The 20140-nt window shown below is 38.3% G+C and carries 18 protein-coding genes; 9 read left to right on the forward strand and 9 right to left on the reverse strand.

Annotation, left to right across the window (positions count from 1 at the left end; all coding sequences use genetic code 11):
* Positions 1-121 precede the first annotated feature (121 nt).
* Complete coding sequence (locus tag CIL05_RS03615; protein WP_165769031.1) at positions 122-547, reverse strand: GNAT family N-acetyltransferase; 426 nt, start codon at positions 545-547, stop codon at positions 122-124.
* Positions 548-819: 272 nt separating this feature from the next.
* Between CIL05_RS03615 and manA the strand changes: the two genes are divergently transcribed.
* Positions 820-1776 carry a mannose-6-phosphate isomerase, class I gene (gene manA, locus CIL05_RS03620; RefSeq protein ID WP_095654150.1) on the forward strand — a complete coding sequence of 319 codons (957 nt, stop codon included), beginning with the start codon at positions 820-822 and terminating at the stop codon, positions 1774-1776.
* Positions 1777-1792: 16 nt separating this feature from the next.
* Entirely contained in the window at positions 1793-2656 is an 864-nt protein-coding gene (locus CIL05_RS03625) for an ROK family protein (RefSeq protein WP_095654151.1), read from the forward strand.
* Between the two features lie 94 nt (positions 2657-2750).
* Here the strand turns inward: CIL05_RS03625 and CIL05_RS03630 are convergent, their stop codons facing one another.
* The 4 genes from CIL05_RS03630 to CIL05_RS03645 all read right to left on the reverse strand — a co-directional run bounded on the left by CIL05_RS03630 (position 2751) and on the right by CIL05_RS03645 (position 6242).
* A complete protein-coding gene (locus CIL05_RS03630) occupies positions 2751-3428 on the reverse strand; it encodes an N-acetylmannosamine-6-phosphate 2-epimerase (protein WP_095654152.1) in 678 nt (225 codons plus the stop codon).
* 556 nt (positions 3429-3984) lie between these two features.
* Complete coding sequence (locus CIL05_RS03635) at positions 3985-4863, reverse strand: ROK family protein (protein ID WP_095654153.1); 879 nt, start codon at positions 4861-4863, stop codon at positions 3985-3987.
* A gap of 12 nt (positions 4864-4875) precedes the next feature.
* Positions 4876-5547 carry a FadR/GntR family transcriptional regulator gene (locus CIL05_RS03640; protein ID WP_095654385.1) on the reverse strand — a complete coding sequence of 224 codons (672 nt, stop codon included), beginning with the start codon at positions 5545-5547 and terminating at the stop codon, positions 4876-4878.
* Between the two features lie 2 nt (positions 5548-5549).
* Complete coding sequence (locus CIL05_RS03645) at positions 5550-6242, reverse strand: FadR/GntR family transcriptional regulator (protein WP_095654154.1); 693 nt, start codon at positions 6240-6242, stop codon at positions 5550-5552.
* Between the two features lie 182 nt (positions 6243-6424).
* Here CIL05_RS03645 and CIL05_RS03650 point away from each other — a divergent pair, with 182 nt between their 5' ends.
* Together CIL05_RS03650 and CIL05_RS03655 are read left to right on the forward strand one after the other, a co-directional pair.
* Positions 6425-7294, forward strand: coding sequence for an N-acetylneuraminate lyase (locus CIL05_RS03650; RefSeq protein WP_095654155.1), 870 nt, complete (start codon positions 6425-6427; stop codon positions 7292-7294).
* Between the two features lie 96 nt (positions 7295-7390).
* Positions 7391-8902, forward strand: a complete 1512-nt coding sequence (locus CIL05_RS03655) for a sodium:solute symporter family protein (RefSeq protein ID WP_095654156.1) — start codon at positions 7391-7393, stop codon at positions 8900-8902.
* 175 nt (positions 8903-9077) lie between these two features.
* Here CIL05_RS03655 and CIL05_RS03660 read toward each other — a convergent pair whose 3' ends face one another.
* A complete protein-coding gene (locus CIL05_RS03660) occupies positions 9078-12071 on the reverse strand; it encodes an EAL domain-containing protein (protein WP_095654157.1) in 2994 nt (997 codons plus the stop codon).
* 287 nt (positions 12072-12358) lie between these two features.
* Between CIL05_RS03660 and CIL05_RS03665 the strand changes: the two genes are divergently transcribed.
* The 3 genes from CIL05_RS03665 (at position 12359) to CIL05_RS03675 (ending at position 16220) form a co-directional block, all read left to right on the forward strand.
* The gene (locus CIL05_RS03665; protein WP_095654158.1) at positions 12359-13651 is read left to right on the forward strand and encodes an acetamidase/formamidase family protein; all 1293 of its coding nucleotides are present in this window, start codon (positions 12359-12361) and stop codon (positions 13649-13651) included.
* A gap of 773 nt (positions 13652-14424) precedes the next feature.
* A complete protein-coding gene (locus tag CIL05_RS03670; RefSeq protein WP_095654159.1) occupies positions 14425-15060 on the forward strand; it encodes a 5-bromo-4-chloroindolyl phosphate hydrolysis family protein in 636 nt (211 codons plus the stop codon).
* Positions 15057-16220: a toxic anion resistance protein gene (locus CIL05_RS03675; RefSeq protein WP_095654160.1), complete on the forward strand. Its 1164-nt coding sequence runs from the start codon at positions 15057-15059 to the stop codon at positions 16218-16220. Before CIL05_RS03670 ends, CIL05_RS03675 begins: the two co-directional genes overlap by 4 nt.
* 54 nt (positions 16221-16274) lie before the next feature.
* On the opposite strand, the gene CIL05_RS03680 is transcribed toward CIL05_RS03675, so the two are convergent.
* Entirely contained in the window at positions 16275-16535 is a 261-nt protein-coding gene (locus CIL05_RS03680) for a DUF3006 domain-containing protein (RefSeq protein WP_095654161.1), read from the reverse strand.
* 3 nt (positions 16536-16538) lie between these two features.
* On the reverse strand, positions 16539-17801 hold the full coding sequence (locus CIL05_RS03685) for an MBL fold metallo-hydrolase (protein ID WP_095654162.1): 1263 nt from the start codon (positions 17799-17801) through the stop codon (positions 16539-16541).
* A gap of 272 nt (positions 17802-18073) precedes the next feature.
* Here CIL05_RS03685 and CIL05_RS03690 point away from each other — a divergent pair, with 272 nt between their 5' ends.
* Both CIL05_RS03690 and CIL05_RS03695 read left to right on the forward strand, forming a co-directional pair.
* A complete protein-coding gene (locus tag CIL05_RS03690) occupies positions 18074-18376 on the forward strand; it encodes a DUF3006 domain-containing protein (RefSeq protein WP_095654163.1) in 303 nt (100 codons plus the stop codon).
* 70 nt (positions 18377-18446) lie between these two features.
* Positions 18447-19466 carry a hypothetical protein gene (locus CIL05_RS03695; RefSeq protein WP_095654164.1) on the forward strand — a complete coding sequence of 340 codons (1020 nt, stop codon included), beginning with the start codon at positions 18447-18449 and terminating at the stop codon, positions 19464-19466.
* Positions 19467-19560: 94 nt separating this feature from the next.
* Here CIL05_RS03695 and CIL05_RS03700 read toward each other — a convergent pair whose 3' ends face one another.
* Entirely contained in the window at positions 19561-19992 is a 432-nt protein-coding gene (locus CIL05_RS03700) for a YkvA family protein (protein WP_095654165.1), read from the reverse strand.
* Positions 19993-20140 lie beyond the last annotated feature (148 nt).

A 20140-nucleotide genomic window follows, 5' to 3' on the forward strand; every position in this document is an offset into this window, starting at 1 on the left:
CTCTCAACTATTGGCACTTATCTCTCTACTAACAGCACTCATCTCTCAACTAAACCAGCACTATTCCCAAAACCAGTTCAAAATAAAAAAAGGGGAGCATATGATTTGCTTCCCTTTTCAATTATTCATTAATATGTTCCCAGACTTCACGTTCTTCTTCATGGAGAATCACAGGTTTAAAGCCCAATTTTTTATAAATATGTATGGCAGCGCGGCTTGTTATTTGTGTTTTCAAATAAGCATGATTATGATACAGTGCGAGTAGTCTCATTGCTTCAGCAACTAATGGTCTGCCAAGGCGCAAACCTTGAAATTCGGGCAGGATTTCGATCCAATGCAGCCTTCCTATGATCTCACTATTCCATTCACCATACCAGGCTGTTGCTGTTCCTGCAGTTTGGCCGTCCGTTGTTTCAAGAAAAATTATTCTCTTTTTGGCTTCGTTCAAATGGGGTTTGAATTCCTGAGCAAATCGCTCCAAAGCTTGATCTTCAGATGAGAACTCTCCAGTTGCAAGTGCAGATTGCTGCCCATTTTTTATCGTCATCTTCATGGCCAAATAAGCGGAATTGATATCCGGTGGGAATAGAGTAATTTGGGGTTTCCTCTAAGTCGTGCAGCATAAATAAAGGAGTTTTTTCCATATAAATACCTCGATTCGTTTGAGGGATCTAGTCAGTCATACTTTCGAGTGTTAACGTGTAAGTGTAACCAGTTTGGCCCCATATTTTGATATATTATATCATGCCGGGCTAGTATTTGGTATAATCGAAATAACATAGGAAATGCACATTACATAAATTATTGGAGGATAAATAGATGTATAACGAACCAATTTTTCTAAAGCCTGTATTGCAGGAACGTATTTGGGGCGGGAAAAAGCTCCGTACGGAATATGGCTATGATATTCCGTCAGAAAAAACCGGTGAAGCTTGGGTGATTTCGGCACATCCGAATGGCCCTAGTGTCATCAAAAATGGACCGCTTGCTGGAAAAACACTGACAGAAGCATGGGAGCAGCATGGTGACTTATTTAATAAAGCTCCCGATAATAAAGAGGAATACCCGTTGCTTGTAAAAATATTGGATGCAAATGATGATCTGTCTGTACAAGTGCATCCGGATGATCAATTTGCCCGTGAAGTTGAAGGTCAGCCCTATGGGAAAACCGAGTGCTGGTATGTACTAAAAACAGACCCGGATGCGCGTCTTGTGTTAGGCCATCACGCCAATTCACGTGAGGAATTGGAGAAAATGATGGATGATGGGAAGTGGGATAATTTACTTCAGTATAAAAAGGTAGTGGCAGGAGATTTTGTCTATGTGCCAAGTGGTACGATCCATGCCATCGGAAAAGGAATTATAATTTTAGAAACACAGCAAAGCTCTGATATTACATATCGTGTTTATGATTATGACAGAAAAGACGCTGCTGGTCAGAAGCGGGAATTGCATTTAGATCGAGCGAAACAGGTAACTACTGTGCCACATAAGTCAGCAGAAACGGATCAGGTAGAGACGGTTCATGGCGATTTAACGATAAAAAGGCTTGTTAAGGAGCAGTATTTTACGGTTTATCATTGGGAGTTAAATGGTAAGACAGCTCAGAAACAGGAACATGATTTTTTACAGGTCAGTGTGATTGAGGGAGAAGCCCAATTAAATGTCGGAGAAAAATCTTTTCATGTGGAGAAGGGGAGCCATTTTATTTTGCCTTCAGGACTACAGGATTTTGAACTTTCCGGGAAAGCAGAATTTGTGGCATCACACATCTAAAGGGGGAAAATGATAAATGAATATTGGAGCAATTGAAGCCGGTGGAACAAAATTCGTTTGCGGTATTGGGAATGAGCATGGGGAAATTTTTGAAAAGATAAGCATTCCAACAAGAAATCCTGTAGAAACAATCAAGGATGTAATTGCTTTTTTTGATGGAAAAGAGATTGACCGGATGGGAATTGGTTCATTTGGACCGATCCAGGTGAACCGTGATCAGTCCGATTATGGGACGATTTTGGAAACGCCAAAAACTGCATGGAAGTATTTCCCTTTACTACAAACGATAAAAAGTTATTTTCCAAAAGATATGCCATTCGAAGTTGATACAGATGTGAATGCAGCAGCCTTTGGTGAGTTAAAATGGGGAGCAGCAAAAGGGCTTGATTCCTGTGTATATTTTACAGTTGGTACCGGAATTGGTGCAGGTGCAGTTATTGATGGAAAAATAGTACATGGGCTACTGCATCCAGAAGCTGGTCATATGTTTGTGAAACGTCACCCTAAAGATGATTTTGTGGGAAGTTGTCCCTATCATGGTGACTGCCTGGAAGGCTTGGCTGCTGGTACCTCGATGAAGGAAAGATGGGGCAAAGCAGGTGTGGACATACATAATGAAGAGGCCTGGGAGATGGAGGCGTATTATTTGGCGCAGACAGCGATAAATGCCTTGCTCACATACTCACCGGAGAAAATTATTTTTGGGGGAGGAGTTTTAAATCACCCTGGTTTAATTGAAAAGGTGAGAGAGCAATTCTCGAAGCTATTAAATGGCTACATTAAAAAAGATGAGGTAATTAAAAATGTGGAAAACTATATTGTGCTTCCAGGACTTGGTTCAGAAGCTGGACTGAAAGGGAGTTTGGCTTTGGTGTTGTAGGGTCTGGAGATTACACCGCTAAATAAATGACTAGGGAGCATTAATCAAATCAAAGAAAGCTGTTAGCAGTACCAACTACTAACAGCTTTTCCTATTATTCCATCATCCCAACAAATCGTTTCGTAATATCTTTCGGTCTTGTAATGGCTCCTCCAACAACACAGGAATATGCTCCAAGTTCCATGCAACGCTTGTACATCTCCGGTGTGATCACATTTCCTTCAGCAATAACCGGTATATTCACATTTTCCAAAACATCCTTCAAAAACCTAAAGTCTTCATGAAAAAGCTTTTTACCGTTTGTTTCTTCGGTGTAGCCATGTAGGGTAGTGGATATGCAGTCAAACCCCAGCTGCTCAGCCTGAACGGCATCATCCAGTGTAGCTATATCTGCCATCAGCTGAATAGTACTGTTCTTTTCTCGTGTATAGCTCACGAGCTCCGTGAGTTCAATATTATCCGGACGCTTCCTCATGGTAGCATCCATTGCAATCATTTCACAGCCGCTTTCGATCAATTCGTCAATTTCTTGATAGGTTGCGGTAATGAAAACAGAGCTGTCTTCGTAATCACGTTTTACAATACCCACAAGCGGCAGATCCACTTCTTTTTTTATTTCAATAATATCCTCTTTTGAGTTGGCGCGAATACCTTTTGCTCCACCTTCCATAGCTGCCAGAGCCATTTTGGACATAATAAATGAACTATGCAGCGGTTCATCAGGTAATGCCTGACAGGATACAATCAAATTTCCTTTTACTTTTTCGAGCATACATTATTCCTCCTATTTAAAAACAACTTAGTAAAAGACCTATTTTGTTAGTTTGTCTTTATTTCTATAAAATGCGAAGTAACTCCCTTTAGAGGATGAGTGCTAATTCAGCGCTACGGAAATACACTACGCTTTCCGTGGGCTCGCGCTGAGCCTCCTCGATCGCAAAGAACGCTCACTGTGGGGTCTCATCGTCTTCGCTTTCCCACTGGAGTCTCCGTGAATTTCCTTCGCTGGGATTCCGGTTACTGCCGATGAACTTTAATGGTAATTAATATTCAAAACATCGAACACCACCTCACCAGTTCGGGTGAGCGAAGGGCGGTGACTCCTGCGGGAATAGCACGTGTCCGAAGACCCCGCAGAGTGATTTTCTCGAGGAGGCTAAGGCCGTGCCCTAAGGTCCGCATCCGCCCGGAGCGATCCCGAACGGCGGCAATAGCACATGTTATTGGAATCACATCTCGATTTACTTCGCACTTTATATCTACTGAGAATTCATTTCGTTAAAATACAACAATCTACAGTGGGACGAACAGTATGCAGTCCCAATCATTTAAACTACAGCCACATCAAAAAACGGATAGACTGCGCCATATAATGCAGCATCATTAAATAATTCAGCAATTTTTAGCTCCGTTTTCAGAAAGTTATCCGGTAAAAATAGTTCGAGCTGATTTTGAATCTGTTCGAGAAGATAGTCACCCTGAGCTGAAACGCCACCGCCAATTAGAATGCATTTTGGGTCTGTCAGTAAAATAATTTGTGAAAGTCCTTTTGCAACTTCCTTTGTCCAGGACTGAATAATGGAAGAACAGGTTTCATCTCCGTTTTTAGCTCGTTCAAAAACAGCTATTGCTGAAATTTCTTCCCCTAATTCCTTTGCAATCAATTTATTTAATGCTGCTGTTGATGCACGGCCTTCATAGTTTGTCCGTGTCTCGGGCTCATACAATAAATAGCCCACTGAATTTGCCTGATGATGAGATCCATCCATTAGTTGATGATCATAGTAGGCACCGCCAATTCCAGTTCCCAGGGTAATACAAAAAACATTATTCTGATTTCTGGCAGCACCTTTCCAAATTTCGCCAAGCAGAGCTGCATTCACATCATTCTCAACATGAACCGGAAGCTTGTATTTTTCAGTCAGCTCACGTTTAAAAGCTGTATCTTTATAGTCTTTAATAGTCGGTCCAGCGTAGATTATTTCTCCTTTTTCCCTATCCACAATCCCAGCAGTGCTGATCCCAATTCCATCAATATTATGCTTATCAGCCACGGCTTCCACTATTGTATCAATCTGTTTCAAAATGGCTTGATCGATATTTTCCGGAGTTTTGGTTTTCTGATGATGATAAAGTCTATGCCGCTCGTCTATCAAGGCATATTTAATGTATGTACCGCCAATATCAATAGACAGATAATGTCCCATAAAGAAGACCTCCTACACCTTTGTGTTTTGAATATGCCTTGTGAGCAATGATTTTGCTTGTTCGGCATTCCCATTAACCATTGCTTCCACAATTTGTAAATGTTCTTCTGTTGCTTTCCTATATTCTTTTATTGTCATTTCAATATATTCCGTTTCGAAAAAATAGCTTGTGATCATGTTCGTCATTTGAATGAATAGCTCGTTTTTGGTGGCTTTTAAAAGATGCTTATGAAAAGAAACATCCGCTTCTCTGAACGCCTCCAGTGTCTGACTACTTTTAGTTTCCACCACCATCTGCTTCCATTCCGCTAGTTCATTCACTGGATTTTGTCGAATAATTTCATCAATGGCACTTGACTCAAAAATGATTCTTAAGCTTAATACATCCTCTATTTGACCATCATTAACCTGCCAAAGGAAAAAGAAGCTATTCAGGAGAATTTCTATGTTTGATTCATTTATAAATGCGCCTTTTCCTTGAGTTGTTGTAACAACCCCTGTATTTTCGAGATAACTTAAAGCTTCTCTAACTACAGACCTGCTCACACCGAACATCTCGGTAAATTTACGCTCTGTCGGAAGCTTGTCCCCGGCTTTTAATTGCTGATCAATGATATATTTCTTAATTTCCTGAATGGCAGTTTTTTTAAGAGAGTTTCTTTCTGTCACCTGGACTGGTTCCATTTTCACGATTCTTCCTCCATTTGCTTAATAAAAGTAAAAATTGGTTCAAAGTGATCGGTCATGGTTTTCTGTGCATGAACCAGATCATTATCCCTAATGGCATCAACTATTTCATTATGCTGTTCGTACGATCTTATAAGTGCTTCCTGATTTTCTATCAAATCTATTTTTACAAGGGAAAAGTACTCATGGATAATTTCACTAAAGTTGAAAAAGGTAGCATTATCTGTTGCTTTAATAAGGGATTGATGGAATAGGCGGTCGAATTTTTTTGTATCTTCATTGTTTTTAATTGTTTGATGGTAGGACTCATTTATTTCCTTTAGCTGATCTATATCCAAAGGAACCTGCTTTTCAATAATCAGGCGCAATGCTCCAAGTTCAAGAATTTTCCTGATTTCGACTAATTCTCTAATTTTCACACCATATGTTTCATAATGATGTTTTAAAATCGTATGGATCGAGCCAAGTTTTGTATCTGCAATGTAGATTCCACCACCAGGTTTAATCATTAAAATTCCCACAGCCTGAAGGGAAATTAACGCTTCCCTTACCACAGTACGACTCACCTTCAGTTGCTCAGTAAGCATTTTTTCCGTTAGAAATTTATCATTTGGTTTTAAATTATTTTCCGAAATATAATTCTTTATTCTTTCGATGACAATATTCTTAAGCGAAGCCTTTTGAATTCTCATGTTAATCCCTCTGCTTTTCCCTTATCATATCATAAATCTTAATACTGGAATGAAACCCCTTTCGAAAATAGTTGACATTTTGTGAAAACCCTTTTATGATGAAAGTGAAATGAAAATTGGTCTGACAATATTATAACTTTGCAGATACATTTTAGCAATTATTAATAGAAGGAGGAATTTCCATGAAAGGTATATTTTCAGCATTGCTCGTTCCTTTTGATGAAAATGGGAATATAAAAGAACAGGGACTGCGTGAAATCATTCGAAATAATATCGATGAGCAACAGGTCGATGGTTTGTATGTGAACGGTAGCTCAGGAGAAAATTTTATGCTGACAACCGAGCAGAAGAAGGAAATTTTTAAAATAACAAGTGAAGAAAATAATGGTGCAGTTAAATTAATCGCCCAGGTGGGTTCAATTAATCTAGATGAGGCTGTAGAACTTGGGAAATATGCAACAGAGCTTGAATATGACAGTCTTTCTGCAGTTACGCCATTCTATTATAAATTTACATTTGATGAGATTAAAAATTATTATGAAACAATTATTGAAGCAACAGGAAGCAATATGATTATTTATGCAATTCCTGCTTTAACAGGTGTATCCGTGTCAATGGAGCAATTTGATGAGCTTTTCCAAAACGAGAAAATAATTGGTGTTAAATATACGGATGGCAATTTCTTTATGCTTGAGCGTCTGCGAAAGAAATATCCTAATAAACTGATCTATTCCGGTTTTGATGAAATGCTGATATATGGTGCGATTTCAGGTGTGGATGGCGCAATTGGAAGTACTTATAATATTCACGGAAAACTTGCGAAACAAATCGTTGAGCTTGTTCAAAAAGATGAAGTTGCCAAAGCCTATGAGGTACAGCATGTTATGAATGACATCATTGAAAAAGTTCTAGAACTTGGGTTATATCAAACATTGAAGGAAGTTTTGAATGTGAAGGGCATTGATGCAGGAACAGTTAAGCAACCAATGAGTCCATTTGATCCAGCAAAACGGGAAGAAGTGAAAAAGCTGGTAGAAGAATTTAATTTGTAATTTTGTGATCAGAGAAGTTTATTAGGCTTCTCTGATGCAACAATTTTTTTAATAGTATGCTAGTAAGCGGATACACCACAACAAGGGGGAACAACAATGGAAAAAGTAGGTCTTGGAACAATAAACTGGGTTGTACTAATTGTATACTTGATTGCAATGTTAGGTGTCGGCCTTTACTTTACCAAAAAAGCCGGAAAAAACACGGATGCCTTTTTCACAGCGAGTGGTAAGATTCCTGCATGGGCGGCAGGGTTCAGTATCTATGCAACAACATTGAGCGCGATTACATTTATGTCTACACCAGAGCAGGCATTTTTAACGGATTGGTCCTATGCTGCAGGGAACCTTGCAATATTTGCAATCATTCCTATATTAATCTATTTCTATATACCTTTCTTCAAAAAACTGAATGTAACAACAGCGTATGAATATTTGGAAGAAAGATTTGGACCATCACTAAGGGTGATAGGAAGTTTATTATTTGTGTTATTCCATATTGGACGAGTAGCAATCGTTATTTATTTGCCAACATTGGCTATTACCTCAGTATCGGAAATTAACCCTGTACTGATTGCCGCAGCTGTTGGTGGATTATGTATCATCTATACATTCTTAGGTGGTATGGAAGGTGTTATCTGGAGTGACGTGATCCAAGGAATATTACTACTTGGTGGAGCAATTTTAGTTGTTGCTTTAGGTATATTTGCTGTAGATGGAGGATTTTCTACTGTATTAGCAGATGCAGTCAGTGACGATAAGCTGATCACAATGGAAAATTTCCAATTAGGTACAGCAGCTGCAGCAATTCCAATTATTTTTCTGGGATCTATATTTAATAGTTTACATCAATATACTGCTAGTCAGGATGTCGTACAGCGCTATCAGACAACAAGTTCCACCAAGGAAACCAATAAATCCTTGTGGACGAACGGGGTTCTTGCTTTAGTTACTATACCGATATTCTATGGAATGGGAACAGTGCTTTATAGCTATTACAATAATGTGGAAGCACTTCCTGCGGGATTTAATACTTCAGCAGTTGTGCCATATTTTATTGTAACTACATTGCCTGTCGGTGTGGCTGGTTTATTGATTGCTGCAATCTTTGCGGCTTGTCAGTCCACCATTTCTTCGAGTCTAAACAGTATTTCAGCTTGTATTACAGTTGACTTTAAACAAAGGTTTTTCAGTAAAGATAAATCCAATGATGTTGCACTTGCAAGATGGGTGATTATCATTGCGGGTATTCTTGGATTGGCCGCCGCTTTGTATCTTGTTTCAACGAACCGTGATGAAACGTGGAATCTGTTCCTAGCCATTACCGGATTATTCGGTGTGCCGATTGCTGGAATCTTTGCACTAGGAATTTTCACAAGACGTGCGAATGCACCAGGTGTATTGATAGGGTTATTCCTAAGTGCAATTGCTTCATACTTTGTCCAGCAAACGGATTTAACACCATTTGCTGTTAGTGTCATGTCATTCTTTACATCATTTGGATTTGGATATATTGCAAGCTTGTTCTTCCCTAAATTCAATAAAAACACAACCGGTCTAACAATCTTTACAAAGAACGAAGAGTACGTGAGGGAAGAAGTGAAAGCTTAAAAATAGAAACCGGGTAGTCACTATTAGAGGTGATTGCCCGGTTTTTTAATTACCTAATAATTCGATAGACTTTTTTAAAGCTCTTAGTGAAAAAGGTAGTACGGCGGGGATTCCCCTTATTTACTTATGTATTCATTCGATAAGTATTTATCCCGGCATTTTAGAAAACAGTCTATCACAATGTATTTTTACTTAAATATAGATAAGCATCCTCATGAATGAAATCCGTATCAGGAATTTCCTGATTAAGTTTACGTAAAACAGTCATCTTATTCATGAGTCCTGCGAGGCGGTCTTCCTCTATATCGGTTATATCAAATTTAATCCCATAATAAAAAGTGGATCCTTTTCCTTCGTTTTTCCAAACTAGTGAACCATCTATTGCAAATTGTTCATTCATCAAAGTGAAGTGAAATCTGAATTTCATGTTAGAATTAATGGGCAATTTTAAAGTAGAAAGTATTTTCAAACCGCCCAGGCTGATATTCTTAATCAATATTTCTGCAGAGCCTAAATCTACTTTGCGTTTATTTACCTCTAAAATTGCCATTTCAGCACGTAGACTAAATGGAAATTCAAATCGGTAAAATTTCCGTCGTTCCTTGTCAGGTGCCTTATTTAATTTTTGCTTTGTAGGCTTTAAATAACCTGTCCCCAGCATTTGTTCAAACTTTTCTGCCGGAACTGGTTTTGAAAATAAATAGCCCTGGATTAAATCACATTCCTTTTGTTTCAGAAATTCGAGCTGGTCATATTCCTCTACACCCTCTGCTACTATTTTCATATCCAGCCCTTTGGCTAAATGTAAGATGGAAGATACAATAGCTCTATCTTTTTTATTCTGTCCATCACTGCTTTTAATAAAAACCTGATCAATTTTAATGGTATCGGCCTGGAATTCCCGTAAATAGTTCATGGAGGCATGTCCTGTTCCAAAATCGTCAATCGCTATTTTAACGCCTAGTTCCTTTAATGCTGCTATCGTGGAAAGTACACCTTTCTCACTTTTTAATAAGGAGCTTTCCGTGATTTCAAACTCCAAATATTTAGCAGGTATTTGATGGAGCTCCAATTGCTGTTTAACCAACTCCACCAGTCCCTTTTTAAAAAAGCGAATAGGAGAGAGGTTGATCGCGATTGGACGTAATGTAAGGTCTTTATCCCTCCACTCTCTAAGCTGAAGACAAACTTTTTTAATTACCCAATCACTGATGTTATGGATCAGGTGGTTTTCTTCTGCTAATGGAATAAATTCACCTGGAGAGACTAGTCCCCATTCTTCATGATTCCAGCGAATTAATGCTTCAGCACCCTGAATGATTCCAGTGCCCGGTTCGACTTGGGGTTGATAATACATCTCAAAATCTTCATTTACAATCGCTTTTCGCATATCCTTTTCAAGCACATATTTTTTATAGGAAGAAATATCCCTGGAAAAGGAATATAGTTGGTAATTATTTTTTCCTTGTTGTTTTGCGTGATATAAAGCGGAATGCGCATTTTCAAGTAATGTAAGTTTATTATCGCTATCTTCCGGAAAAAAACTGATACCGATGCTTGTTGTTATATGCAATTCATAGTCCATTGCCAGTAAAGGATCTTCAATTCGTTCGATTATTTTTTCAGCTAACGTAAATACAGCATCTTTGCTTGGGTAATTTTCCAGTACCACAATAAAATCATTACTGCCAAGGCGGGCGATATAACCATGATCCGGTATTACAGAAATAAGTCTATTGGCAACATTTTTTAATACTTTATCACCGACTTGATGTCCGAAAGAATCATTGATTACGTTAAAGCGATCCAGATCCAAATATAATATTGCAAATTCATTCGTATGACTATCTATAAGTCTATCCAATTCTTCATACAGGCTGCGTTGATTGGGCAGTGCTGTCAGTGGATCCTGGGTCGCAAAAAATTTAAGCTGATCCTGCATTTCCACTTCCGGAGTGATGTTAACAACCATTCCGAATAAGCCAATAACTTCACCCTTATCATCTATTCTGGGAATGGTTTGTTCAATAACCCATTTTGTTGTTCCATCTCCGGTATTTATCCGATATTTTATGTGAATACTTTTACCTTCGCTTAGTAATTTAAATTCCTCAAACACTTCATTACGGTGTACAGGAAGAATCATTTCTTTCCAGCAGTCCGGATTATCATATAACTTTGAAAGAGGAATTTGCAGAAGCTCTTCCATTCCTTTTGAAGCAAAAGTCAGGTTTCCATCAATCGATTCTCTCATCCAAATACCAACATTCAAATTATCAAAAATATGTTTAAAATTTTTGTTGGCAGTTTCCAGTTTATTTTCCATCACCTTATGTGTCGTAATATCTTTAGTAACCCCAACCATTTTATAAGGTTTATCATCTCGCCAAATAACTTCTGCCTGTACTTTTATGTAATGGATCTCATTTGTTATTCCGTGATTTATTCGATATTCATTGACAAAGCCAACTCCTTTTTTCATGGAGTCATAAATTATTTGATGTGATTCTTGATAATCATCCGGGTGTATAAATTGAAACAGCTTATTCATCGGAATAACATCAGTTTCATCAAAACCAAATATTCCATAAAAGTTGTCGGAACAATACAATCTGTCATCATCAATATAATATTCCCAGCTTCCAATATCAGCTATCTGTTGAGCATGGGTTAAATGTTTTTCATTTAATTCTAGATTCTGTGTTAGCTTCCTGTATTCGGTATTGTTGCGAATAATTAAGTAAACACCATCGACTTTAGCATTTGCCTGTTTAATTGGAACAAAAGTCACAAGAACATAAATGATGTCACCCTGCTTATTTTGTACTGTTACTTCATGCCTTTCTGATTTTCCTTTGAGCGTATTATTAAATGCAAGGCTTAGAGTGTTATAGGAATCCTTGGAAAGAAGGTCTTTATAATGTAATTTCTTGCGAGCTGAATACCCTAAAAACTCATTTATACTTTTATGGTTCTCTGAAACTATCTCGCCCTCGGGTGAGAATACAAGGATTAAATCCGGATGATTCATCGCCAAAGAAGCATAATAGTTTAACAGAATTCGATCATCCGTAATTTTTTGATCGTTATTGCTATCGTTGTGAAGCCCATTGTTTTTCTTAAACATCTGTTTTAAAAAATTTGCCTTTTTTGGAGTGTAATTCGTCATTGCCTAACCCCTTTCCGTGATTATGTTACATTTGTAATGAAAACGTAACATAATTGTAATGCAGATGAATCCATTATAGTTTATAAGTCCTGAATAGGGAATAGTATTTTCGAAATGTTTTCCCTTGGCCCTTATAAACTGGTAGTTTATTACATTGTATAGTTCTTATTACCCATAATTGTTTAGTGTAAACATTTTTTAAGAAGTTCCTTTAAAACACAAACTTAGTAAACGCTATCACTATATAGTAAAATAGTAATATATGAATCTACAAGGAGGAACTGATTATGACGGCAAAGCAAACGGTTTATGTCAATGAATTTACGGATGGGATTCTCGATCCGACAAAGGAAATGAAAAACAGAGTAAAAGATGGTGGATTTATCGTTGCAAATACCACTCCCGGATGCTGGGGTCCGATGATAACACCGGCATTAAAGGGAGGACATGAGGTTACAAGGCCTGTGTATGTGGAAGGTGCAGAAGTTGGGGATGCGATTGCCATCCATATTAAGTCGATTGAAGTTACATCGATTGCTACAGCTTCCGGGAATGACAAGCCTGTTGACGGACGATTTGTTGGTGATCCTTTTGTTGCTGGGAAGTGTCCGGAATGTGGAACATTGAATCCTGAAACAGTCATCGATGGAATTGGTCAGGAAGCTATTCGTTGTATAAATTGTCATGCGGATATAACCCCGTTTACCTTCACAAATGCTTATACAATGGCGTTTAATCAGAATAAAACTGTTGGAATCTCGTTAAACAAAGATGCAGCTGAAAAAGTTGCTCGTGACGGCAAAAAGTATATGAATACACCGGAAAATTCAATTCAAAACCCTGTTGTAACCTTTGCCCCACATGATTTAGTTGGAGCAATTGCCAGAGTCAGGCCATTTTTGGGACAATTAGGTACAACTCCTGCACGTCCATTGCCTGATTCTCATAATGCAGGTGACTTTGGACAATTTCTAATCGATGCTCCACATGATTATGGGCTTACAAAAGAGCAGCTGGAAGATCGAACAGATGGACATATGGATATCAATCGAGTGCGGGATGGTGCAATTTTAATTTGTCCTGTAAAGGTCCCGGGCGGAGGCGTTTATCTGGGAGATATGCACGCGATGCAAGGGGATGGTGAAATTGCCGGCCATACGACAGATGTTTCCGGAATTGTAAATCTTCAGGTGAATGTTTTGAAAGACGTGAAATTGGAGGGACCGGTACTGCTTCCTGTTGTCGAGGATTTACCACATCTGGCAAAACCATTTAGTGAGGAAGAAAAGCAGCAAGCTATTCAATTAAGTAAACAATGGGGAATTCAGGAACTGGAGGATTCTTATCCGATTTCTTTTGTCGGAACAGGCGCAGATTTAAATGAAGCAACAGAAAATGGAATGGAACGTGCTGCTAATTTATTTGGGATAACTGTACCAGAGGTTATGAACCGTGCAACGATTAATGGCGCTATTGAGATAGGACGCCATCCGGGTGTTGTGACAGTTACATTCCTGACCCCGGTTAAATACCTGGAAGAAAAGGGACTTGCCGATTTAGTTCGAAATCAATATGTGTAAAATGGTGGGGAGTACTCCTTGCACTACCACTTTAATGTGGAAATGCAGAGGGTACTCCTTTTTTTTGAATGGTAAGAAAGTATAAAATTTGCCAGTATTTTTGCCGAAATCAGGCAAAATTAAAGTTGAGAGAGAGGCTAATAGAGTTGAGAGAAGTATGCAATAAGTTGAGAGAGAAGCCTATAAAGTTGAGAGATAATTGTGAATTCCCTTGTTTTCTCTCAACTTTTACCCAGTGTCTCTCAACTTTGCCGTTTGATCTCTCAATTGTTATTCTTTATCTCTCAACTTTCATCTCTAATTACTATGGCCATTTCTCCATCACTTCATAATTTGTAGCTTCCGCCCCCAATCCCGTTCTTCACTTATTATTTTTCGTGTATTTAAGTGTATTATTAATATTTTTTCATGAAAGAATTTAGGTTGAGGATGGCGTCTACAAGCCCGAAAGCATCGAAAGGAGTCGCAAATTGTCCGATAGACGGCTACTCTAAGCCCGAACCGCTTATATGTAGCCGTAAAAGTTCAATAGACCACTTCTATCAGCAAAACCGCAACAAAATATTTATTATAAAAATCACTTTCTGCTATTGCAGTCATGTTTTTTTATTTTATCAACCAATAATAACCCCTTCAATTTGGCATGAAACACTGTTCTCCGTTAAAATATAGATAGATGAAACTTTTTTACTGGTTTGATCGTAGAAATAAGTACTGGATGATACAAAAGTAATTCATTTATACTATGAAAATTAAAATAGGAGTTGGAAGACATGAAAGGATTTTTTCAATTGATGTTGAGGTTCGCTGCAGCTTCAAGTGGTGCCGCACTGACATGGCTGTTGAGCTTTTTTATCTTTAGTCAAACATTTCTTTTCTCCAGTCTATATGCCTTAGCCGGTGGAGCGGTTCTATATGTATCTGTAAAGCAAATTGGAAACTTCCGTTATTTACAAAAAGAAGGACTGACGAGAAGGGAATTAAAATATATCCAAAAAAATCTTAAGGAAGCAAAGGGTAAAATATCCCGCTTACAAAAAGCATTAATACAGGTTCGCAGTCTTGATCAGGCCAAGCAGAATTTCGAAATCATTCGTACGGTTCGTAAAATATATTCAAACACAAAGAAGGAACCGAAACGTTTTTATCAGGCTGAGGGATTTTACTATAAAAACCTGGATTCCCTTGTTGAACTAACTGAAAAGTATGCCTATCTATCTTCGCAACCAACAAAATCATGGGAGATGGCAGAATCTTTGCTGGATACCAAAAGAACAGTAAGAAGTTTAAATCAAACCGTAAAGAAAGATTTGCACATCATGTTAAAGGATGATGTGGATACATTGCATTTTGAACTCGATGTGGCCAAGCAATCATTTAAGAAGAATGATAGGAGTGTCTTGAAATGAATGAACAAAATGAAAGCAAGCGATCGGAAAATATAGATGATTTACTGGCAAATCCCTTTGGTAAAAATGATTTCACCGAGCAATCAAGTGAACTGCATGATAGTGAGGACAAGCCTAAGAGAGTAATCGACACATTGCCTGAAGCAAGCAGACAAAAAGCAGTTCAGCTGGTAAATCAAATTGATCCCGGTGATGACGGATCGATTATCAGTTATGGGACGGAAGCTCAGGCCAAGCTTCTGGATTTCTCCCATCATATGCTGGATCATGTTCAAAATAAAGATGTTGGTGAAATTGGGGATATTTTAAAAGATCTGATGAAAAAACTGGAGCAGGTTAATCCGGAGGAATTGCAGCCTGAAAAACGGGGATTATTTTCGCGTATGTTTGGGAAAATTTCGGGCTCTGTTAATGAAATTCTCTCGAAATATCAGAAAACCGGTGCACAAATTGATCGGATTAGTGTGAAGCTTGATCGCAGTAAAAACGCATTACAAAAGGATAACGGTATGCTTAATAAGATGTTCGATAAAAACCGGGATTATTATGAGGCTCTTAATATTTATATTGCTGCCGGTGAAGTAAAGCTTCAGGAGCTGGAAAAAAAGGACGTTCCTAAGCTAAAACAAAAAGCGGAGCTGAGCCAAAACCAAATGGATTTTCAGGAAGTAAATGACTTACTGCAATTTGCCGAAAGACTCGAAAAGCGGACACATGATTTAAAGTTAAGCCGACAGATCACGATGCAAAGTGCACCACAAATCCGTCTTATTCAAAATACGAATCAGGCATTGGTTGAAAAGATTCAAGCGTCTATTCTAACTGCCATTCCACTTTGGAAAAACCAGATAGCCATAGCGTTAACACTTCTTCGTCAGCGCAATGCAGTTGAAGCACAGAAGCAGGTATCGAAAACTACGAATGATTTACTGTTGAAAAATGCGGAGATGCTAAAAGCAAATACTATTGAAACGGCAAAGGAAAATGAACGGGGTCTTGTTGATATTGAAACTTTAAAGAAGACACAGGAAAATTTAGTTTCTACAATCGAAGAAACATTACGTATACAGACAGAGGGGCGTGAAAAACGTCATCAGGCTGAACGGGAATTGATTGGAATGGAAGATGAATTGAAGCAGAAGATGCTGGAGCTGAAGTAAATATTTAATGATGAAACTGCTGGAATGAAAGGGGACTCCAGCAGTTTTTTGATCTTATTTCTTAAACTTACTCCCTTTGCTTTTGGCCCTTAGTTGGTCCATTAACCCGGACGATTTTTGCTGTGCTTTTTGGGATGCTGAATCATCAATCGAGATAATTACAAAGACTCCATTTCTTTTTTCAATAGTAAAATGGGTGTCTACTTCGCTGCCTTCTGGCAATGTGTTCCTGGCGACAATCAATTCTTCATTTATTTCTTCGATAAGTACGACGGCTTTTTCATTGTCTTCAAAACGATCAAGTATGCCTTTCATTTTTTAACCTCCTGTACATGCCAGACCTTGGCTGTTTATATCGGCAATTCTCGCAGGACCTATTCCTTTTATTTTATCCAGATCATCAACTGAATCATAGGGTCTCAGGTCAATCAGGTCCTGTGCTCTTTCCGGTCCGATGTGGATAATTTCCTGTACTTCCTCAAAAGAAGCTTCGTTAATATTTACGCAACTACCATTTGCAGCTTTATTTTCTGTTTCGGTTGTCTCACTTTTAGCTTCGTCTTTTTCCCTGGAGCTATTAGTTGAGCCAGTACTTTTTGGACTGATAGTGCCATCTTTATTTGTCAAAATATCATAGTCTTCACCATCTGTCTTTACAATAATCGTACCATGAACATCTGTCCCGTATAAGTCTATCCCGGAATTTTGAATAAGAGAGATCACTTCCGAGTGAGGATGACCATAGCTATTATTAGCACCTGCACTGTAAATGGCGACAGCTGGATTTACTGCTTTAATGAACGTAGGATCGCTCGACGTATTTGAACCATGGTGACCAAGCTGCAAAATATCTGCCTGTATATCAATGCCACTGCTCAGCATTTGTAATTCGTCACTTTTTCCAGCATCCCCGGTAAACAAGAATTTCGTATTTCCATAAGTAAATTTCAGTGAAACAGATTCTTCATTTGATTTACCGGAAATACTACTTGGGTAAAGTACATCGATATCCATTGGACCAATTTCAAATTCTTCGCCGGTTCTTGGTTCATGAAAGTCAGCCCCACTTGAAAGGATTGCTTCCATTGCATGCTGGAATGTTTGCGAAGAGCTTTCATTTCCGGATAACCAGACCTCACCTGTTTCATATGTATTGACTATTTCTGCCAACTGTCCAATATGATCAGCATCTGGATGGGATACAATAATCAAATCAATATAGGAAATGTCCTGATCCGCCATGTAATTGACGACTTTATTTCGCCTCCAGTCCCCGGTATCATACAAAATCGTATAGGAATTATCCTGGTCCTTGTACCTGAAAAGTGTTGCATCTGCTTGACCTGCATCAATATAGTGCACCTGTAGTTCGGATAAGGCGTCATTTTTTAATGTATCGGCGTTTTCCTTTGTGGGTGCTTTTTCTTCTGTCGTCTCTTTCTCTGTTGCTTCATTTTTGTCCACCGCAGCTGATTCTGGGTCTTCATCAGTCCTTTGTGTTGTTGTGTCCTGACCGGATTCCTGCCCACAAGCAACAAGAGCGATAGCAAGCATCATCGTTAGTAGTAATTTCTTATACACGTAATTTCCCCCAAAACTAATTTTACATCATTAATAGAGTATCAGAATTAGATTGGTAAAGATAGATGGGTTTGTGTGTAATACCGGATGGAAAATTATTTTTAAAAACATGTAATATTGTATTTTCCAATGGGTTTGGAGGCTGAAAATTAAGATTTTCCCTGGGGCAAAATTCAAATTTTCGTAGGTTTCCACTCTGTGTTTTAGGATTTTACTGATGTGCGTTATTTAATGGGCGCTGGCATAATGGGGAAAATGCTGGAGGGCTGCATATGCTAAAAAATATAATTGTCTACTTACAGGTGATCGTATTGCTTTTCCCCCTGGGTGCAGAGTCCACTCAATATAAAGGTATGCTGGATCGCTTTGAACAGCATCAGGCTGTTATTCTTATAGAAGAATTGAATAAAGAGTTGATTCTACCCCGGCATAAACTGCCATCCGGGAGTAAGGAAAATACATGGTTTACAATTGAAAAACAAGGTAAAGCTTTTGAGATTGTTTCTATTGATTCTAAAAAAACTTTGAAAGAGGCTGAAGAGACAAAGGATTTAATGGAGAAAATTAGAAGATAGCATTAAAGTAATTGATATTTCTAAAAACTTTGTTCATACTGGAGATAGTATAGTACAAGGGGGAAAGGTGATGGAATCGTTATTTCAAAAACATGTAGAGACTTTTACTTTTTATGATGGAGAAGGAAATAAAATAGAACGAAATACCGAAGTGCGTTTTGATCCACTTACAGGTGAATCCTCACGCCTTGTTTTTGATACGGCAATGACATTAACAGCTCCGGATTACACCGAAGCTGCAGAGAAATCAGGCGGAGCGAATTGTCCATTTTGTCCAGAAAATGTTCATAAATTAACACCGGTTTTTCCGAATGAAATAGCTTCCGAGGGGCGTATATCACAAGGGGAATCGATTGTTTTTCCGAATCTATTTCCATACAGCAAGCATAACGGAGTAGTTGTTTTTTCCAAGGATCACTATGTTCGCTTACAGGAATTTACAACGACGATGATAAAAGATGCATTCATCGCAGCGCAAACATATATTGAGCGCGTTGTAGCGACAGAGGAAAAGGATGATGTGTATGCATCAATCAACTGGAATTACCTGCCTTACTCAGGTGGAAGTATTCTTCATCCACATCTGCATGTGGTCGTATCTGAGTCTGCAACGAATTATCAAAGCCATTTTGAACGAAAAGCAAGAGCGTTTAAAGAAAATCACGGGCAGGACTATTTAACATACCTCCTGGAAATGGAGAAAGAGAATGAGGAACGCTGGATTGGCGAAAAAGGAAATGTAGCCTGGGTACATGCATTTGCACCAAAAAGCCATAATGATTTTCTGGCTGTTTTCCCGAAAGCCGTGTCTATTGATGACATAGGTGAACAGGATTGGACAGATTTTGCTGAAGGGCTGCAAGCTATATTTTCAACATTGACTGAACAGGGATTTGCCAGTTTTAACATGGTTTTTACCGTTTCAAATGAAGGTTCACCAGTACATGCACGGTTGATTCCAAGGCTTACACTGGGTGGGCTTGACACAAGTGATATAAATTTCTTTCAAGCACTACACCTGGAACCTCTTTCGTACAAGTCACCTGAGGATATAGCTGAAAAAGCGAGAGTACATTTTCTGAAAAAGTAAAGCAGTCATAATTTATGACAAAGAGAAAACCCAACCGTTAGAGGGCGATTGGTTTTTCTTTTTGGCATTCGCTAGTTTTTCCCAGTTCATATAATCAGACCTTGAATTTATTGTCTATCTCATCCATATCATAATTTTTACCGAAAAGTTTTTTCATTCGGGTATGTGCCTGGTATTTCATGGTGTCATCTATACTTGAAGTCACACTGTACAATGCACGGAAGATCACCGCGGCATCATCTGCAAAACCTACTGCAGGAAGGGCGTCTGGTATTAGATCAATTGGCAGAATCAAATAGCCAAGCGCACCGGCAATCGTCAGTTTAGCTGTTTTTGGAGTTTCCGGACTTTTAAAAGCATAAAATAATAGCAAGCTGTAATAGGAAACTTGAATGCCAATCTTCTTTGCATATTTTAATAGTTTTGCCATATATTTTTTCTCGGAAAATTGCTTTTTATTTTCTTTGATTGCTTGATCGGGGTTAAAATTTTCCAGTTCAATTTCATGCTGTTTTTCTTTTCTCATTTTCTATATCCACCTTATAATTGATTAATTATAATTATAGTTGATTTAAGGGAGCCGTACAATTAAAAACCAATCGCCGCTTATAGTAACAGGTTTACTTCAAGTGTGCAAACAAGCCATTAAACTGACAGGTTTGTGGAAGAATAAA

Source organism: Virgibacillus profundi (assembly GCF_002287375.1).
Lineage (GTDB): Bacteria > Bacillota > Bacilli > Bacillales > Amphibacillaceae > Virgibacillus_K > Virgibacillus_K profundi.

Coding starts and splice junctions, on each gene's coding strand:
- CIL05_RS03645 (WP_095654154.1), bottom strand. CDS start 6,242: ATGAGAATTCAAAAGGCTTCGCTTAAGAATATTGTCATCGAAAGAATA.
- CIL05_RS03665 (WP_095654158.1), top strand. CDS start 12,359: ATGACGGCAAAGCAAACGGTTTATGTCAATGAATTTACGGATGGGATT.
- CIL05_RS03675 (WP_095654160.1), top strand. CDS start 15,057: ATGAATGAACAAAATGAAAGCAAGCGATCGGAAAATATAGATGATTTA.
- CIL05_RS03660 (WP_095654157.1), bottom strand. CDS start 12,071: ATGACGAATTACACTCCAAAAAAGGCAAATTTTTTAAAACAGATGTTT.
- CIL05_RS03670 (WP_095654159.1), top strand. CDS start 14,425: ATGAAAGGATTTTTTCAATTGATGTTGAGGTTCGCTGCAGCTTCAAGT.
- CIL05_RS03615 (WP_165769031.1), bottom strand. CDS start 547: ATGACGATAAAAAATGGGCAGCAATCTGCACTTGCAACTGGAGAGTTC.
- CIL05_RS03700 (WP_095654165.1), bottom strand. CDS start 19,992: ATGAGAAAAGAAAAACAGCATGAAATTGAACTGGAAAATTTTAACCCC.
- CIL05_RS03680 (WP_095654161.1), bottom strand. CDS start 16,535: ATGAAAGGCATACTTGATCGTTTTGAAGACAATGAAAAAGCCGTCGTA.
- CIL05_RS03695 (WP_095654164.1), top strand. CDS start 18,447: ATGGAATCGTTATTTCAAAAACATGTAGAGACTTTTACTTTTTATGAT.
- CIL05_RS03625 (WP_095654151.1), top strand. CDS start 1,793: ATGAATATTGGAGCAATTGAAGCCGGTGGAACAAAATTCGTTTGCGGT.
- manA (WP_095654150.1), top strand. CDS start 820: ATGTATAACGAACCAATTTTTCTAAAGCCTGTATTGCAGGAACGTATT.
- CIL05_RS03640 (WP_095654385.1), bottom strand. CDS start 5,547: ATGGAACCAGTCCAGGTGACAGAAAGAAACTCTCTTAAAAAAACTGCC.
- CIL05_RS03650 (WP_095654155.1), top strand. CDS start 6,425: ATGAAAGGTATATTTTCAGCATTGCTCGTTCCTTTTGATGAAAATGGG.
- CIL05_RS03655 (WP_095654156.1), top strand. CDS start 7,391: ATGGAAAAAGTAGGTCTTGGAACAATAAACTGGGTTGTACTAATTGTA.
- CIL05_RS03635 (WP_095654153.1), bottom strand. CDS start 4,863: ATGGGACATTATCTGTCTATTGATATTGGCGGTACATACATTAAATAT.
- CIL05_RS03690 (WP_095654163.1), top strand. CDS start 18,074: ATGCTAAAAAATATAATTGTCTACTTACAGGTGATCGTATTGCTTTTC.
- CIL05_RS03630 (WP_095654152.1), bottom strand. CDS start 3,428: ATGCTCGAAAAAGTAAAAGGAAATTTGATTGTATCCTGTCAGGCATTA.